Genomic DNA, 14,699 nt, shown 5'->3' on the forward strand with positions numbered 1-14,699 from the left:
GTGTACAAACGTGCAAGCCGTGCGGTCCCGCGCTGCAGCGCGCTGCTCGCTTTATGAACAAACGGGCGAGGCAAATGCGGTATTATACGGCAACTGCGCTTTTCGACCGCGATGGCCGCTTGACAGCGTTCCGGTCCGCGCGCAACATCATTCGTATACGAACAAATGGTCGAGCCCGCGCAAACTCGGCTATGATCGGCGCCTCGAACGAGCAGGCTTGTTCATGACTGATGCGACCGTCGCCGCCGGCGACAAGATCCGCTGCGATGCCTGTCCGGTGATGTGCTACATCAAGCCGGGCGCGGCAGGCGCGTGCGATCGTTACGCCAATCATGATGGCGAGCTGGTGCGCGTCGATCCGCACATCGTGCTGGAGCGGACGGTATCGCATGGCGGGCGGCTGGTGCCGTTCCAGGCCGGCGGTGACTGGGACGGCAAGCTGGTCCACGAGCCCAGCGTGTTCGTCACCGCGATCGGCGCCGGCACGACCTATCCCGATTACAAGCCCGCGCCCTTCATCGTGTCGTCCGAGGTCGATGGCGTCGACATGGTCACGGTCGTGACCGAAGGCATTTTCAGCTATTGCGGCGTCAAGGTGAAGATCGACACCGACCGCTATCTCGGGCCCGAGACGGCAACCGTTCGGGCGGAAGGCGAGGCGGTCGGTCATGTGACCACCAGCGAATACGGCTCGCAGATGCTGTCGCTCGGGGGTGTGCATCATCTGACCGGCGGCTCCAAGAAGGAGGGCCGCGTCACCTGCGACGCGCTGATGGATCTTTCCAACTGCAAGCCGGTGGAACTGACGATCGACGGTGGTGCCACGGTGGTGGTGCAGGCCGGACGACCGCCGATCGTCAATGGTATCGCTGAAGAGCGCATGCGGGTGGGGTGCGGTTCGGCAACCATCGGCATGTTCGCCAAGCAGTGGCACGGCAAGGTCGACGAGGTCGTTGTCGTCGATGACCATATTACCGGCGTGCTCTCGGAACATCAGGCCGGCAAGCTGCTCGATATTCCCGATACCGGGATCAAGATGAAGGGCCGGCGCTCGACGCCTGGCCGTTATTTCCAGGTCGCCGATCCCGGGACGGGATGGGGCGGCACCAATATTTCCGATCCGCTGTCGGTGCTGGGACCGTTCAATCCAAAGGAAGCGCGGCCGGGCCTCACCATGCTGATGGTTTCGACCACCGGCGAGCACGCCGCCTATTACGAACTCGATGAGGCGTTGCGGCCGATCGAGAAGCAGATGCCGGCCGATCTGCAGTTCTCTGTCGAACGCATCCAGGAGAATTGCGAGCCGGCGCTGTGCACGGTGCTGTTTATGGGCGGCGCCGGTGGCTCGCTGCGCGCCGGCGTCACCGACAATCCGGTGCGGCTGACGCGGTCGGTCAAGGACGCGCTGACGCGGGTCACCAGCGGCGGCGCCCCGGTTTATGTCTGGCCCGGCGGCGGCATCACCTTCATGGTCGATGTTACGCAGATGCCGGCGGGCGCGTTCGGCTATGTGCCGACGCCGGCGCTGGTGGCGCCGATCGAGTTCACGCTGAAACTGTCCGATTATGCAGCGCTCGGCGGCCACATGGATCATGTCCGTCCGCTGGCGTCCTTGCGGGAAAACAGCGATTTCCGCCCGATGCCCTACATCCCCGGACGGCGCGCATGAAACGACTCCCGCAAATCGCGCTTCTTCCCGACGGCAAGCGGCTGCATTTGCAGGACGGTCCGATCGATCTGATCGTCGAGGCGAAGGGTAGGGAAGGTGACCTGCGTGCCGCTTATGAGGCTGCGGCGCAGCGCTTCACCGGCCTGCTGGATGAACTCTGCGCGGAACTGGTGGAACTTCGAACGGCCGCCGATCCGGTTCGATGTGCGCTGAACGGTGTCGTCGCGCGGCGCATGCATGCGGCAGTGGCGCCGTTCTCGGCCGAGGCGTTCATCACGCCCATGGCCGCGGTGGCGGGCAGCGTCGCGGAAGAAATTCTCGGCGCGATGTTGCGGGTTTCCAGACTGGACCGCGCTTACGTTAATAATGGCGGCGACATCGCGCTGCATCTCGCCGATGGCGAGGAGTTCACTATCGGTCTGATGGACCGCCCCGATCGTCACGGCCTGATGCAACCGATGAACATTCACGCCGACGATCCCGCGCGAGGCATCGCCACCAGCGGTCGCCACGGCCGCAGCTTTTCGCTTGGCATCGCGGACGCCGTCACCGTGCTGGCGCGAACGGCCTCGCAGGCGGATGCGGCGGCGACCATCATTGCTAATGCTGTCGATCTGCCCGGCCATCCTGCCATTATCCGTTGTCCGGCGAACGAGTTGCAGCCTGACAGTGACCTCGGCGCGCGCCTCGTCACCCGTGACGTCGGCGCGCTGCACGAAGGTGAAGTTGACGATGCGCTGCAGGCCGGGGCGAGCCGGGCGCAGCAATTGCTTGTGGCAGGATTGATCGAAGGTGCGGCCTTGCGTCTACTTGGCGAGACCGTGATGGTGGGAGCAATTGGGAGCAGGGCGGAAGCGTTGCCAGCGCTTCATCGAAGCGCGATAGAGAGTGTGGCGCATGGTTGATCGGGAGCGAGGCGAGTAAAATGAGCGCGATCATTCGCAAGATCGTCACGGTGGTCGAGGAGACCCATCTGGAGATGGGGCAGAAGGTTGCGCCGCCGACCCGGCGGGCCGCCGCAATCGCTGTGATCGAGAATCCGTTTGCTGGCCGGTACGTCGAGGATCTCTCGCCGCTGATCGAAATCGGCGAGGAACTCGGCGACCTGCTTTCGAAAAGAGCGGTGGCAGCACTCGGCATCGACGGCGCCAAGGCACACAGTTACGGCAAGGCCGCGGCGGTCGGCGAGAACGGCGAGCTCGAACATGCGGCCGCGATCCTGCATCCGAAGATGGGCGCGCCGGTGCGGAAGGTCCTGAGCAAGGGCGCGGCGCTGATCCCGTCGTCGAAGAAACGCAGTGGTCCGGGAACAACGCTCGACATTCCACTCGGCCACAAGGATGCAGCGTTTGTGCGCAGCCATTTCGACGGCATGGAAGTGCAGATCAACGACGCGCCGCGCGCCAATGAGATCATGGTCGCGGTCGCGGTTACTGACAGCGGCAGGCCGTTGCCGCGCGTCGGCGGATTGACGGTTTCGGAAGTCAAAGGCGAAGACGGTTTGAGATAATTCACAGTCACATTGGAGGTAGGGATGCGACGGAGACACTTACTGGGCGCGGGGCTGGCGATCGCGGTCGCCGGCATGGCGGGCAGCGCCATGGCACAAAGCGAAATCAAGATCGGCGAGATCAACAGCTATTCGCTGTTGCCGGCCTTCACCGAGCCCTATCGCAAGGGCTGGCAGCTCGCGGTCGAGGAGATCAATGCGGCGGGCGGCATCAACGGCAAGAAGCTCGTCGTCGTCTCCAAGGACGACGGCGGCAAGCCGGCGGATGCGACGACGGCGGCCAACGAGCTCGTGTCGAGCGAGAACGTCGCGATGCTGACGGGCACGTTCCTGTCCAATATCGGTCTCGCCGTCTCCGACTTCGCCAATCAGAAGAAGGTGTTCTTCCTGGCGGCGGAGCCTTTGACCGACGCCATCACCTGGTCGAAGGGCAACCGCTATACCTTCCGCCTGCGTCCCTCCAACTACATGCAGGCGGCGATGCTGGTGGAAGAGGCCGCCAAACTGCCGGCCAAGCGTTGGGCGACGATTGCGCCGAACTATGAATACGGCCAGTCGGCGGTCGCGGTGTTCAAGAAGCTGATGTCGGAAAAGCGGCCGGACATCCAGTGGGTCGACGAGCAGTGGCCGCCGCAAGGCAAGATCGACGCCGGTCCGGTCGTGCAGGCGGTTGCCGCTGCCAATCCGGAAGCCATCCTCAACGTCACTTTCGGCGCCGATTTGGTAAAGCTTGTGCGCGAAGGCAATACCCGCGGCCTGTTCAAGAACCGCTCGGTGGTCTCCTTCCTGACCGGCGAGCCGGAATATCTCGATCCGCTGAAGGATGAGACGCCGGAAGGTTGGATCGTCACGGGATATCCTTGGTACGACATCAAGACGCCGGATCACGACAAGTTCCTGAAGGCGTATCAGGCTAAGTTCAATGACTATCCGCGGCTCGGCTCGATCGTCGGCTACCAGACCATCAAGGCGGCCGCCGCGATCCTGGCCAAGGCCAATTCGACCGATCCGGAGAAGCTGATCGCGGCGACTGAAGGCCTGTCGATGCCGTCGCCATTCGGCGAAATCACCTTCCGCAAGATCGACCATCAGTCGACGCTCGGCGCCTTTGTCGGCAAGACCGCGCTGAAGGACGGCAAGGGCGTGATGGTTGGTTCGGTCTATCGCAAGGGCGCGGATTATCTCCCGAGCGATGCCGAAGTGGCCAAGCTGCGTCCGAAGGATTGACGAACCTTGCGGGAGAGGGGCTCTGTCACTCCCTCTCCCGTTCTTGCGGGGAGAGGGTTGGGGTGAGGGGCTCTCTCCGCAAGTTGCGCAAGTTGACGGACCTGTACCCCCTCACCCGGATCGCAAGGGCGATCCGACCTCCCCCCGCAAGCGGGAGAGGTAAAGACCGAAGCCCCTCATCCTGAGGGAGGCGCGAAGCGCCGTCTCGAAGGATGAAGGCCCCGATATTTCACCAACGCCGGACCGCCCATGGCCTTCTATTTCGTTCAGTTCCTGACCGGCCTCGCCAGCGCGGCGTCGCTGTTCCTGGTCGCGTCGGGCCTGTCGATCATTTTCGGCGTGACGCGGATCGTGAACTTTGCGCACGGTGCGTTCTACATGCTCGGCGCCTATGTCGCGTTCACGCTGACCGAGCGCTTCTCCGGCGCGCTCGGGTTCTGGGGAGGCATCGTTGTTGCGGCGCTGGTCGTAGCCGTCGTCGGTGTGCTGGTTGAGATGGTGCTGCTGCGGCGGATCTATCACGCGCCGGAGCTGTTCCAGTTGCTGGCGACGTTCGGCCTCACTCTGATGGTTCAGGATATCGTGGTGATGATCTGGGGGCCGGACGATCTGCTCGGCCGCCGCGCGCCCGGCTTCAGGGGCGCGGTCGATTTCTTCGGCCAGAACATCCCGAGCTATGACCTGTTCCTGATCGGGCTCAGCCCGGTCGTGCTCGGCATTCTCTGGCTGTTGTTCCAGCGCACGCGCTGGGGCGTGCTGGTGCGCGCGGCGACGCAGGACCGCGACATGGTGGCGGCGCTCGGCGTCAATCAGAAATGGCTGTTCACCAGCGTGTTTGCGCTCGGCGTGTTTCTCGCAGCGCTCGGCGGCGCGCTGCAGATCCCGCGCGATGCCGTGCATCATGCGCTCGACCTGCGCATCATCGTCGAAGTGTTCGTGGTGGTGGTGATCGGCGGGCTCGGCAGCATCATTGGCGCCTTCGTCGCCGCCGTGCTGGTGTCCGAGCTCAACGCGTTCGGCATCCTCATTTTCCCGAAGATCTCCATCATCCTGGTGTTCCTGGTGATGGCGGTCGTGCTGATCGTGCGTCCCTGGGGCCTGTTCGGCAAGCCAGAGGCCGCTGCACGCCGTACGCCGGGGCTGACCGTCAACCCGTGGCGGCCGCTGACCTCGGCGGAGCGGCTGATGTCGGTCGGCGCGCTGGCGCTCGCGGCCATGCTGCCGCTGTTCGCCGGCAATTACGCGCTCACCGTCGGCTCGGAAATCGCGATCTTCGTGATCTTCGCCGCCAGTCTGCATTTCCTGATGTCGGTCGGCGGGCTGGCCTCGTTCGGCCACGCCGCCTATTTCGGGCTCGGCGCCTATGGCGTCGCGTTCCTTGCCAAGGCGGCGGGACTGCCGATGATCATCTCGCTGCTGCTGGGCCCGGTGCTGGGATTGTTGGGCGCAGCCGTGTTCGGCTTCTTCGCCGTGCAACTCTCCGGCGTCTATTTCGCCATGCTGACGCTGGCCTTTGCGCAGATCGTCTGGTCGATCGCGTTCCAGTGGGTCTCAGTAACTGGCGGCGACAACGGCATTCTGGGTGTCTGGCCGGACAAGTGGGCCGCGGGCCCGGCCGCATTCTATTGGCTGTCGCTTGCAATCGCAGCAGTCGCCGTCACCGTGCTGCGGGTGATCGTATTCTCGCCGTTCGGCTTTGCGCTGCGCGCGACGCGAGATTCGCCGCTGCGCAGTGAAGCGATCGGTATCAACGGCAAGCGCGTGCAATGGACGGCCTTCGTCATAGCAGGCACGGTCGCGGGCATCGGCGGCGCGTTGTTCGCCTATCTGAAGGGGAGTGTCTTCCCCGATAGCCTCGGCATCTCGCTGTCGGTCGACGCACTGGTGATGGTGCTGCTCGGCGGCGTCGAGACGGTTTCCGGCGCGGTCATCGGCGCCATCGTGTTCAAGGCGGCGAATATCTGGCTGGTCAGCCAGACCGATCTCTCGAAACTGGTACTGGGCGGCTTCATCGTGTTGATGGTGGTGGCATTCCCGAAGGGCATCGTCGGCACGCTGGAGACGATCTGGAATCGCCGGCGGTCCACCGAAGACAAGAAATCCGCGCTCGCCACCTCCCGCGTGGAGGTAGCCGAATGAGCATGGTTCCGACATTGCTGAAGGTCGAAGCCTTGAGCAAATCCTATGGCGGCGTCCATGCCGTGCGCGCGGTGTCGTTCGAGTTGCGCGCCGGTGAAATCCTGGCGCTGATCGGGCCCAACGGCGCCGGCAAAAGCACCTGCTTCGACATGCTCAACGGCCAGAACACGCCGGACAGCGGCCGCATCACCCTCTTGGGCGAGGACACGATCGGCCGCAAGCCGCGCGCGATCTGGCGGCTCGGCGTCGGGCGCACGTTTCAGATCACCGCGACGTTCCCGACCATGACCGTGCGCGAGAATGTGCAGGTGGCGCTGGTGTCGTATGGCAGGCAACTGTTCAATCTCTGGGGCTCGACCGCGCAGTTCGCGCGCGATGAGGCGGGACGGCTGCTCGATCTCGTCGGCATGGGCGGCTATGCCGAGCGCCCGTGCGGGGAACTCGCCTATGGCGATCTCAAGCGGCTGGAGCTTGCGATCGCGCTCGCCAACCAGCCCCGGCTATTGCTGATGGACGAGCCGACCGCCGGCATGGCGCCGCGCGAGCGGATCGAACTGATGCGGCTCACCGCACGCATCGCCCGCGAACAGTCGATCGGCGTGCTCTTCACCGAGCACGACATGGACGTGGTGTTCGAACATGCCGATCGCATCCTCGTCCTGAACCGCGGCAGCCTGATCGCCGAGGGCTCGCCCGAGGAAGTTCGCGGCAACCCGCAGGTGCGTGCGATCTATCTCGGCGAGGGCCTGGTCTACGACGCGCGTCATCGCGAGGGAGCCGGCGCATGAAATTGCAGGTCGCCGATCTCAACAGCTTTTACGGCCCGGCGCATATCCTGTTCGATATCGCGCTCGAGGTCGGCGAGGGCGAAGTGGTAGCTTTGCTCGGGCGCAACGGCGCCGGCAAGTCGACCACCTTCCGTTCCATTGTCGGGCTGGTCGAGAACCGCTCGGGCCGGATCATGTTCGAAGGCAAGGACGTCTCGCGCGAGCCGACGCATGCGATCGTGCGCGGCGGGCTCGGTTACGTGCCGGAAGAGCGCCGCATCTTCACGGACCTGACGGTCGATGAAAATCTCGAAGTCGGCCGCCAGCCGAAACGGCCGAATGCACCATACTGGACGCGTGAAAAACTGTTCACGTTGTTTCCGAATCTCGGCGAGATGCGCAACCGCCCGGGCGGGCGCATGAGCGGCGGCGAGCAGCAGATGCTGACCATCGCGCGAACGCTGATGGGCAATCCGTCGCTGGTGCTGCTCGACGAGCCCTCGGAAGGCCTGTCGCCGAAAATCGTCGAGCAGATGGTCGACGCCATTTTGGCAATGAAGAAAGAGGGCGTCAGCATCGTGGTATCCGAGCAGAACCTGCATTTCGCGCGGCTGATTTCGGACCGCGCCTATATCATCGAACGCGGCAAGATCTGCTTCGGCGGCACGATGGCTGAACTCGACGCGCGGCCCGACATCCGCGACGCGCATTTGTCGTTGTGATCGGCGAAGGAAAGGGCGGGGGAGGCAGATGGGAAGGAGTGTTTCGCCGAAACGGGCCGTCAAGCCGGCGCGGCCGTCCTATATTCTCGACGAGCAGATCGGCTTCGTCCTGCGCCAGGTCTGGCAGCGCCATGCCACCATCTTCGCCCGCGAGATCGGCATCAATCTGACGCCGACGCAATGGGCGGCCGTCTCGAAGCTCGTCGAGACCGGGCCGTGCTCGCAGAATCTACTTGGACGATTGACGGCGATGGATGTCGCGACCATCAAGGGCGTGATCGACCGCCTCACCGCGCGGGGCCTGACCGAGACCAGCCCGGACCCCGAGGACGGCCGCCGCCTGCTCGTGAGCCTCACGCGTGCCGGCCAGCAACTGGCGGAGAAGGCCGCGCCGAACGCGCTGGCGATCTCCAGGGAAACGCTGGCGCCGCTGGACGCCAAGGAGCGCGAGACGCTGATTGCGCTGCTCGACAGACTGCGTTGAGGGCCGGGCGTATACTCATAAAGCCTGCGCCTGCATCGCTGATAAAGAGCACCTTGTAGTTTGTCATCATCGCTAGCTCAGCAGTGTACCGCCATCCTTTTCGGCCAAGTCGACCTTTGCTCCGCCTTTGGCGAAGCCAGCGACGCCGCCGGAGAATGACCGCCAGTTCGCAGTTTTTGCTGGCTTGTAAAGTCGCTGAAGGACGCGCAGTCTAGTCTGCGTGGGGCCCCTCCCGGCAGTCTGGGCCTGATGATGCTCTCGATTGCGCGGCATCAAATCATGATTCAGAACGGACTTTATCTAGCTGAGACAAGGTTTCTGGACGGCGTGGAAGCCTACAACCGACATGTCATGGTGCTGCACGATGGCACGATGCACGGAGGCGGAGGATTCTACTATACCGTCGGAAGCTACACCTGTTCTGGCGGCAAGTGGAAAGGTGAAATGACGAGCCGAGAGCATTCACCTATTTCTGGTACGTATCCATGGGCACGAAAGGTTCTTACCATTGGATTTACCGGGACCTATTGGGATGACGGTGCCGAGTTCGAAGCCACGGCACTAGCTGGCAAGCAATCCTTTCGATTCAAATCCGTCTACCGGTTGCTCTTCGCAGGTTGAAAGAGTTGCAACGTGGAGGCCTTTAAGTGGCCGCTACGGGTCAAAACCGGTGCTACACCTGATTGAGGAGAATTTCTGCTTAAGACCCCCAGAGCCGACGTCTGACCTCTATGAGTACACGTCCTAAACCAGGCTGAGCGCCAGCGCGATTGCGCCCACCAGAACAAGGCTGACCGCCCAGACCGTATCCAGGTTGAACCAGCTCTGCGAGATGAATTTGAGGCCGAGATAGCGATAGGCAAGCCAGGCGCAACATCCGCCGGCGGCGACCATCGCAGCGGCGTGGACGGTGGCAACCAGAACGGCCATGCCGAGATTTGTGTTAATGAGGGCGCCCGCGGCGGCGTGGCCGCTGTCGAGCTCGGCTTCGCGGCAGAGCCCGAGATAGATCGGCACCAGCATCAGCGCCGCGCCGTGCGCAAGCGCTACCGCAAACGACCACAGCGCCAATTGTGCCGGCGATATCCGCGCCAAAACCCTTGGATGGCGCCGGTTGGCCAGCCGGAACAGACCGAAGCCGACGACGAGGAGGCTGGCGCCGATCTGGATTGTCCGCTGCCATTCGACGACGGCGACGAGCAGTGCGAAGGGAAGGAGCACGAGCAGCATCGCGAGCAGATGGCCGGCCGTGAGCGGCCCAAGCGCGGCCACCAGCGCCCGCGGACTCTTCTCCATCAATCCAGCCGAAACGGCGAGCGGCCATCCCATACCGGGGTTGACGCCGTGATAGAGGCCGCTCGCGATCACCGCCAGCCAGAGCGAGGCGAGTGTCCAGTCTCCTGCGCTCAATTTCAGACCGACGGATAGCAGAACGAATCCGTCGAGCAATCGCCGCCATCGAGCCGGACCTGATGTGAGCGGTAACCGTCGGGGAAATTCACCCAGTAATCCCCAGCCAGTTCGAGGCCGCCGTCCGGCTTCGCGTTGGCCATCACCATGGCTCCCGGGACACCATCGGGATAGAACTGATTGTCCCAGGTCGAGTAGAGCGAGTTGGTCCAGTACACCCGCTTGCCGTCGCGGCTGATCTCGACCATCTGCGGACCGCCGGCAAAGGCCTTGCCGTTCGGGTGCTTCGTGCGGCGCGCAATGCCGCCAATGTGCACCGAGCCGGCCAGCTTCGGCTTTCGCGGCTCCCGGACATCATACTGACGCATCTCGCCGGTGCCCCAGCAGGCGACGTAGAGGAACTTGTCATCCATCGACAGGTCGATGTCGGATACCAGCGGCGGCACGGCGCCGAACCCCTGCAGCAGCGGCGGCAGTTGCTCCTTCGCCGCGGGCTCGGGCGGGATCGTCGCGGTTTTCTCGATATGAAACTTGCCGCCCTCGCGCCACCAGGTCCAGATCGAGCCTTCGAGGTTGGTGGTGTCGACCACGACGCCGAGGAAGCCGTATTCCCTGATAGGATCGTGCGCAGGACGCACTTCCAGCGCCATCTGATGGTTGGCGCCGAGATCGATGGTCTGCACATTGCGACGGGCGCGCAGATCCCAGAAATGAATCCGGTGGCCGTATTTGTTGGAGAGCAGATCTTCCGGCACGATGCCGTTCTCGAACTGCGGCGGCAGCGCCCATTCGCTCGTCACCATGTAATCGCGCGGCAGGTTCCACCAGAAATCATAATGCAATGTTTGCGGCCCGCGATCGAGCTCCCAGCGGCCGAGCACCTCGAACGTCTCGCAATCCATGATGAAGACGCCGGGCGGTCCGTCGGTGCCGTTCTTGCCGCCGCCGCCGAGTGTTGAGATGTAAATGCCTTCCGGCCCGCAATGAACGGTGTGGGGCCGCGAGTAACCGGTCTTCCTGAATATCTCTTCAGGCTCGATGATCTTGTGGATCGCCGCCTTGGTGGGATCCGGCTTGGTATCGACGATGTAGATGCGGGACGAGCGCATGCCGGGAATGATGAGATAGCGGCGCTCGAGGAAGGCGTGTCCGGTCAGCGGCGAGAGCGATGACGAGCAGGCGTTCCAACCGAAATGGTGAAACTCGTCGCCCTTGTTGGGCATCGTCACGGTATGAACGATCTGGCCGTAGCTCGACGAGCCAGGCTTGACGTCGATCACGGCAAGCGCATCCGGTTTTGAGAAGTCCGGGCTGAGCAGCACGGTATAGGCGAAGCTCTCCGGCGGAGCTTCCATGGCAAGCTTTGGCGAAGCGTGAAACGTGGGATCGGGCCGAATATTCATCGTACTGCCTCCCTGTTTGCCTCGATGGTCAGCGACACGGCTCAGCGGCACGCAGCAGCAAGAAATCACCCGGCTCGTAGAGTTCCTCTCGCGAGCGCCGCCGGCCGGGGGTTGCGCCACCGACAATACACCGCAATAGGGTCGGCGAAAATAACGATGGTGCTACCGGTTCGGCTGCGGCACGCGCTGCCGGCCCTTGAAATCACAGACGTATCAGCCGCGCGCCTTGCGCCGTGCCTGCATGGCGAGAAACTCGCGCATCCTCGATTGCGGCTCGTCGGTGTTGTAGGCGCTCGCGAACGTATCGATGCCGGCGGCGATGGCGGCACGCCGCGGCAGGTCTTCCCAGGCACGGATCAGCGATTTCTGCAGGCGCACCGCTGCCGGCGCGCAGTCAAGCGCCTGACGGACGAGGGCTTGCACCGCGTCGTCGAGTTGGTCGCGCGGCGTCACCTGTTCGACGAATTTCCATTCCAGGGCCTGCGCGGCTGTAAAGCTCTCGCCAAGCAGCAGCATTTGGCGGGTGCGGCCCCAGCCGACCAGCATCGGAAGCAGCGCGGCCTCGGCGACCGAGGGGATGCCTAGTCTGACTTCCGGCATGCCGAACACGGCGCTATCGGATACCACGCGGAAATCGCAGGCGGCCGCCATTTCCAGACCCGCGCCGAAGGCGTAGCCCTGGATGCGGGCAATGGTCGGAACCTGGATGTCGCGCACCGCCGCCAGGCAGGCGTGCACGCGTGAAATGAACGCACGTGCGCGAGAGGGATCGCGGAGGGCGGCCATCTCCTTGATATCGGCGCCACCGATGAAGGCCTTCTCTCCGTCGCCGGTGAGAACCACGGCGCGCAGCTCATTGTTCTCAGCCAGCGCCGCCAGTTCTTCAATGAACTCGTCCATCATGGCACTGTTCATCGTGTTGAGCCGGCTGGCGTTGCAGATCGTAACCGTCGCGACCTGGCCTTCCCTGAAGTCGTCGAGCGTGACGCAGACCTGGCGCGCCTCTATACCTGCGATCTCGTCGTCCATGCCGCGTCAGCCGATCGCCGCGCGTTCGACGACACGGCGGAGTGAGGCGCCGGCCTTGAGCGATCCCATCGCCAGATGCGGCCGGTCGATCTTGCTTGCCCTAAAACTGTCCGACACGAAGTCCGGTGCATGGCGCAACAGCAGCGAATACTGCACGGCAATCGCGATCTGTTCGGCGAGCCACCTTGCGCCCTGTTCGTCGGCGATCACCTGGTCGATCAGGCCATCGATTTCGTTCCACAGCGCGCTGAGCGCAGCAGACCCCGCGACGCGGATTTCACCGCGCAGCGCATCGCGTACCTGCGGCTCGCGCCGGAGCACGCGCACGAGATCGAGGCAGATGACGTTGCCTGAACCCTCCCAGATACCGTTCAACGGTGCTTCGCGGTAGAGCCGGGCCAGCAGGCCTTCCTCGACATAGCCGTTGCCGCCGAAGCATTCGAGCAGTTCCGCAACCAGCGGCGGCGTGCGCTTGCATACCCAGAATTTTGCCAGCGGCACGAGGAAGCGCGAGAGCAGGGCCTCGGTGCCATCGGTTGCGGCGAGGTCCTGCGCCTGCGCCGCCCGCATCGTCAGCGCGAGATGGGCCTCGCTCTCCGCGGCGACGTCGGCAAGCACGCCCTGCATGATCGGTTGATCGACCAGCGGCCGCTGGAACGTGCGGCGATAGCGTGTGTGGTGGATGGCCTCGATCAGCGCCCGGCGAATGATCGCGGCAGAGCTGATCGCGGTTTCCAGCCGCGTCAGGTGAGCCATCTCGATCAGGGTCGGGATGCCACGGCCTTCCTCGCCGATCTGAATGGCGCGCGTGCCTGCGTATTCGATTTCGGATGAAGCGTTGGAGCGGTTGCCGAGCTTGTCCTTCAGGCGCTGAATGAAGAAGGGATTGCGCGTTCCATCCGCCAGCGAGCGCAGCAGGAAGAAGCAGGTCACGCCCTCCTCGGTTCTTGCGAGCGTCAAGAATCCATCGCTCATCGGCGCCGAGCAAAACCATTTATGGCCGGTCAGCAGATATTCCGGGCCGAATTCGCCGTCACCGGCCGGCACGGCGACCGTCGCCGTGGCGCGCAGGTCGGAGCCGCCCTGCTTTTCCGTCATCGCCATGCCGATGGTGATGGCGCTCTTGTCCCTGAAATGGATCGGCCGCGGATCGTAGGCGTTGGCGAGGATCTTTGGTTCGAGCGCCGAGGCCAGCGCGGGATTGTTGCGAATGGCCTTCACCGAGGCGTAGGTCATCGAGGTCGGGCAGTTCACGCCCTGGTCCGCCTGGTTCCAGACGTAGCTCAGTGCGGTGCGCGCCGCATGACCGCCTTCGCGTGCGGTCCAGGCGAGCGAATGGACGCCATCGCCGAACACGAGCTGCATCAGCTCGTGATAGGCCGGATGAAACTCGATCGCGTCCTTGCGATGGCCGAACCGGTCGAACGCGCGCAGCTCCGGCTGATAGCGATGGGCGAGACGCGCGAGATCCTGCACGCGCTCGTCGCCGGCAAGCCTGCCTGAGTTTCTCAGGTGCGGCTCCGCACCGCCAGCGCCCGAGCGCCTGACCGCCTCGACCAGCGCGATGTCGCCCTCGAAGAGGTTGATGGACGGCAGCGGGGGAGGCTGGTTCGTCACTTCATGGGTAGGCAGGATTCTGGCGGCGGACTCACTCATCACGCGTACTCCGTTTGGGCCTTGAATTCTTGCAGCCGGGATTTTGCCGGTCGACCAGATTGAGTTCGACCAGCGCCAGCGCGTCGACGCCGCTGCCGATTTCGCGTGTGCCGCTCGCGACCATCTGCAGCGCCACGCCGGTGATGGTGGCCCAGAAGTTCTGTGCGGCGACTTGCGGGCTCGTCATTATCTGCCAGCGCCTTTGCGCTGTGATCTCTGACGTCGCCCGCGCGCCTTGCTCATGCAGCCGCTCGAGCGTCGCCTTGATCTGCGGCGCCAGGTCGGCGCGGCGCCGCGCGATCAGCATCGCTTCGATGAAAGCGAGGACGGCGGGAAGGCCGGGGCCAAGCACGGAGGCCGCCAGCATTCGCGTGTATTCGCGAACCGATCTGGCCTTTCTCGCCTCGGTCTCGGCCGCCTGGCCCGCCTCGAGGATCAGGCGGCCGGCGACCTCGACGAACAGGCCGTCCTTGCCGCCGAAATAATACGTCACCTGGTTGGGAAAGACGGCCGCCGCCGCGGCGACCTCAATCACCGAGACCTCGGCAAAGCCGCGCTCCGCGAACAGGCGCGCTGCGGTCAGAAGGATCTCTCTTCGGGTGTGCTGGGCACCCGCGCGGACAGCACGTTCGGGCATCGACATGGCGCGGAGCCTATACTTATTTTTTGTGACACAAACAAAA

At 63.9% G+C, this 14,699-nt stretch carries 14 protein-coding genes; 9 read left to right on the forward strand and 5 right to left on the reverse strand.

Annotation, left to right across the window (positions count from 1 at the left end; all coding sequences use genetic code 11):
- Positions 1–223 precede the first annotated feature (223 nt).
- From LMTR21_RS09825 to LMTR21_RS09870, 9 genes are all read left to right on the forward strand, one after another.
- Positions 224–1,669 (forward strand): 6-hydroxynicotinate reductase, encoded by a 1,446-nt coding sequence (locus LMTR21_RS09825; protein WP_065756711.1) that lies wholly within the window; start codon positions 224–226, stop codon positions 1,667–1,669.
- Entirely contained in the window at positions 1,666–2,574 is a 909-nt protein-coding gene (locus LMTR21_RS09830; protein ID WP_065756672.1) for a UPF0280 family protein, read from the forward strand. Before LMTR21_RS09825 ends, LMTR21_RS09830 begins: the two co-directional genes overlap by 4 nt.
- Before the next feature lie 20 nt (positions 2,575–2,594).
- Positions 2,595–3,179 carry an amino acid synthesis family protein gene (locus LMTR21_RS09835; RefSeq protein WP_057833511.1) on the forward strand — a complete coding sequence of 195 codons (585 nt, stop codon included), beginning with the start codon at positions 2,595–2,597 and terminating at the stop codon, positions 3,177–3,179.
- A 24-nt stretch (positions 3,180–3,203) separates the two neighbouring features.
- A complete protein-coding gene (locus LMTR21_RS09840) occupies positions 3,204–4,406 on the forward strand; it encodes an ABC transporter substrate-binding protein (protein ID WP_065756671.1) in 1,203 nt (400 codons plus the stop codon).
- Between the two features lie 249 nt (positions 4,407–4,655).
- Complete coding sequence (locus tag LMTR21_RS09845; RefSeq protein ID WP_065756670.1) at positions 4,656–6,545, forward strand: ABC transporter permease; 1,890 nt, start codon at positions 4,656–4,658, stop codon at positions 6,543–6,545.
- Positions 6,542–7,333, forward strand: coding sequence for an ABC transporter ATP-binding protein (locus tag LMTR21_RS09850; protein ID WP_065756669.1), 792 nt, complete (start codon positions 6,542–6,544; stop codon positions 7,331–7,333). Before LMTR21_RS09845 ends, LMTR21_RS09850 begins: the two co-directional genes overlap by 4 nt.
- Entirely contained in the window at positions 7,330–8,034 is a 705-nt protein-coding gene (locus tag LMTR21_RS09855) for an ABC transporter ATP-binding protein (RefSeq protein ID WP_065756668.1), read from the forward strand. Before LMTR21_RS09850 ends, LMTR21_RS09855 begins: the two co-directional genes overlap by 4 nt.
- A 28-nt stretch (positions 8,035–8,062) precedes the next feature.
- On the forward strand, positions 8,063–8,518 hold the full coding sequence (locus LMTR21_RS09860) for a MarR family winged helix-turn-helix transcriptional regulator (RefSeq protein ID WP_065756667.1): 456 nt from the start codon (positions 8,063–8,065) through the stop codon (positions 8,516–8,518).
- Positions 8,519–8,767: 249 nt separating this feature from the next.
- Positions 8,768–9,139: a hypothetical protein gene (locus tag LMTR21_RS09870; RefSeq protein ID WP_246175426.1), complete on the forward strand. Its 372-nt coding sequence runs from the start codon at positions 8,768–8,770 to the stop codon at positions 9,137–9,139.
- A gap of 123 nt (positions 9,140–9,262) precedes the next feature.
- On the opposite strand, the gene LMTR21_RS09875 is transcribed toward LMTR21_RS09870, so the two are convergent.
- The 5 genes from LMTR21_RS09875 to LMTR21_RS09895 all read right to left on the reverse strand — a co-directional run bounded on the left by LMTR21_RS09875 (position 9,263) and on the right by LMTR21_RS09895 (position 14,659).
- On the reverse strand, positions 9,263–9,928 hold the full coding sequence (locus LMTR21_RS09875; RefSeq protein ID WP_065756666.1) for a hypothetical protein: 666 nt from the start codon (positions 9,926–9,928) through the stop codon (positions 9,263–9,265).
- 2 nt (positions 9,929–9,930) lie between these two features.
- Positions 9,931–11,331 carry a selenium-binding protein SBP56-related protein gene (locus LMTR21_RS09880; protein WP_065756665.1) on the reverse strand — a complete coding sequence of 467 codons (1,401 nt, stop codon included), beginning with the start codon at positions 11,329–11,331 and terminating at the stop codon, positions 9,931–9,933.
- A 213-nt stretch (positions 11,332–11,544) separates the two neighbouring features.
- Positions 11,545–12,360, reverse strand: coding sequence for an enoyl-CoA hydratase (locus LMTR21_RS09885; RefSeq protein WP_065756664.1), 816 nt, complete (start codon positions 12,358–12,360; stop codon positions 11,545–11,547).
- A 6-nt stretch (positions 12,361–12,366) separates the two neighbouring features.
- A complete protein-coding gene (locus LMTR21_RS09890) occupies positions 12,367–14,016 on the reverse strand; it encodes an acyl-CoA dehydrogenase family protein (RefSeq protein ID WP_141688659.1) in 1,650 nt (549 codons plus the stop codon).
- A complete protein-coding gene (locus LMTR21_RS09895) occupies positions 14,009–14,659 on the reverse strand; it encodes a TetR/AcrR family transcriptional regulator C-terminal domain-containing protein (RefSeq protein ID WP_065756663.1) in 651 nt (216 codons plus the stop codon). The genes LMTR21_RS09890 and LMTR21_RS09895 overlap by 8 nt, the downstream gene beginning before the upstream one ends.
- Between the last annotated feature and the right edge of the window lie 40 nt (positions 14,660–14,699).

Origin of the sequence: Bradyrhizobium paxllaeri (genome assembly GCF_001693515.2) — a bacterium.
Taxonomy (GTDB): Bacteria; Pseudomonadota; Alphaproteobacteria; order Rhizobiales; family Xanthobacteraceae; genus Bradyrhizobium; species Bradyrhizobium paxllaeri.

Excerpts from the sequence above, each read along its gene's own strand:
- LMTR21_RS09825 (WP_065756711.1), top strand. The coding sequence starts at position 224 with ATGACTGATGCGACCGTCGCCGCCGGCGACAAGATCCGCTGCGATGCC.
- LMTR21_RS09830 (WP_065756672.1), top strand. The coding sequence starts at position 1,666 with ATGAAACGACTCCCGCAAATCGCGCTTCTTCCCGACGGCAAGCGGCTG.
- LMTR21_RS09835 (WP_057833511.1), top strand. The coding sequence starts at position 2,595 with ATGAGCGCGATCATTCGCAAGATCGTCACGGTGGTCGAGGAGACCCAT.
- LMTR21_RS09840 (WP_065756671.1), top strand. The coding sequence starts at position 3,204 with ATGCGACGGAGACACTTACTGGGCGCGGGGCTGGCGATCGCGGTCGCC.
- LMTR21_RS09845 (WP_065756670.1), top strand. The coding sequence starts at position 4,656 with ATGGCCTTCTATTTCGTTCAGTTCCTGACCGGCCTCGCCAGCGCGGCG.
- LMTR21_RS09850 (WP_065756669.1), top strand. The coding sequence starts at position 6,542 with ATGAGCATGGTTCCGACATTGCTGAAGGTCGAAGCCTTGAGCAAATCC.
- LMTR21_RS09855 (WP_065756668.1), top strand. The coding sequence starts at position 7,330 with ATGAAATTGCAGGTCGCCGATCTCAACAGCTTTTACGGCCCGGCGCAT.
- LMTR21_RS09860 (WP_065756667.1), top strand. The coding sequence starts at position 8,063 with ATGGGAAGGAGTGTTTCGCCGAAACGGGCCGTCAAGCCGGCGCGGCCG.
- LMTR21_RS09870 (WP_246175426.1), top strand. The coding sequence starts at position 8,768 with ATGATGCTCTCGATTGCGCGGCATCAAATCATGATTCAGAACGGACTT.
- LMTR21_RS09880 (WP_065756665.1), bottom strand. The coding sequence starts at position 11,331 with ATGAATATTCGGCCCGATCCCACGTTTCACGCTTCGCCAAAGCTTGCC.
- LMTR21_RS09885 (WP_065756664.1), bottom strand. The coding sequence starts at position 12,360 with ATGGACGACGAGATCGCAGGTATAGAGGCGCGCCAGGTCTGCGTCACG.
- LMTR21_RS09890 (WP_141688659.1), bottom strand. The coding sequence starts at position 14,016 with ATGAGTGAGTCCGCCGCCAGAATCCTGCCTACCCATGAAGTGACGAAC.
- LMTR21_RS09895 (WP_065756663.1), bottom strand. The coding sequence starts at position 14,659 with ATGTCGATGCCCGAACGTGCTGTCCGCGCGGGTGCCCAGCACACCCGA.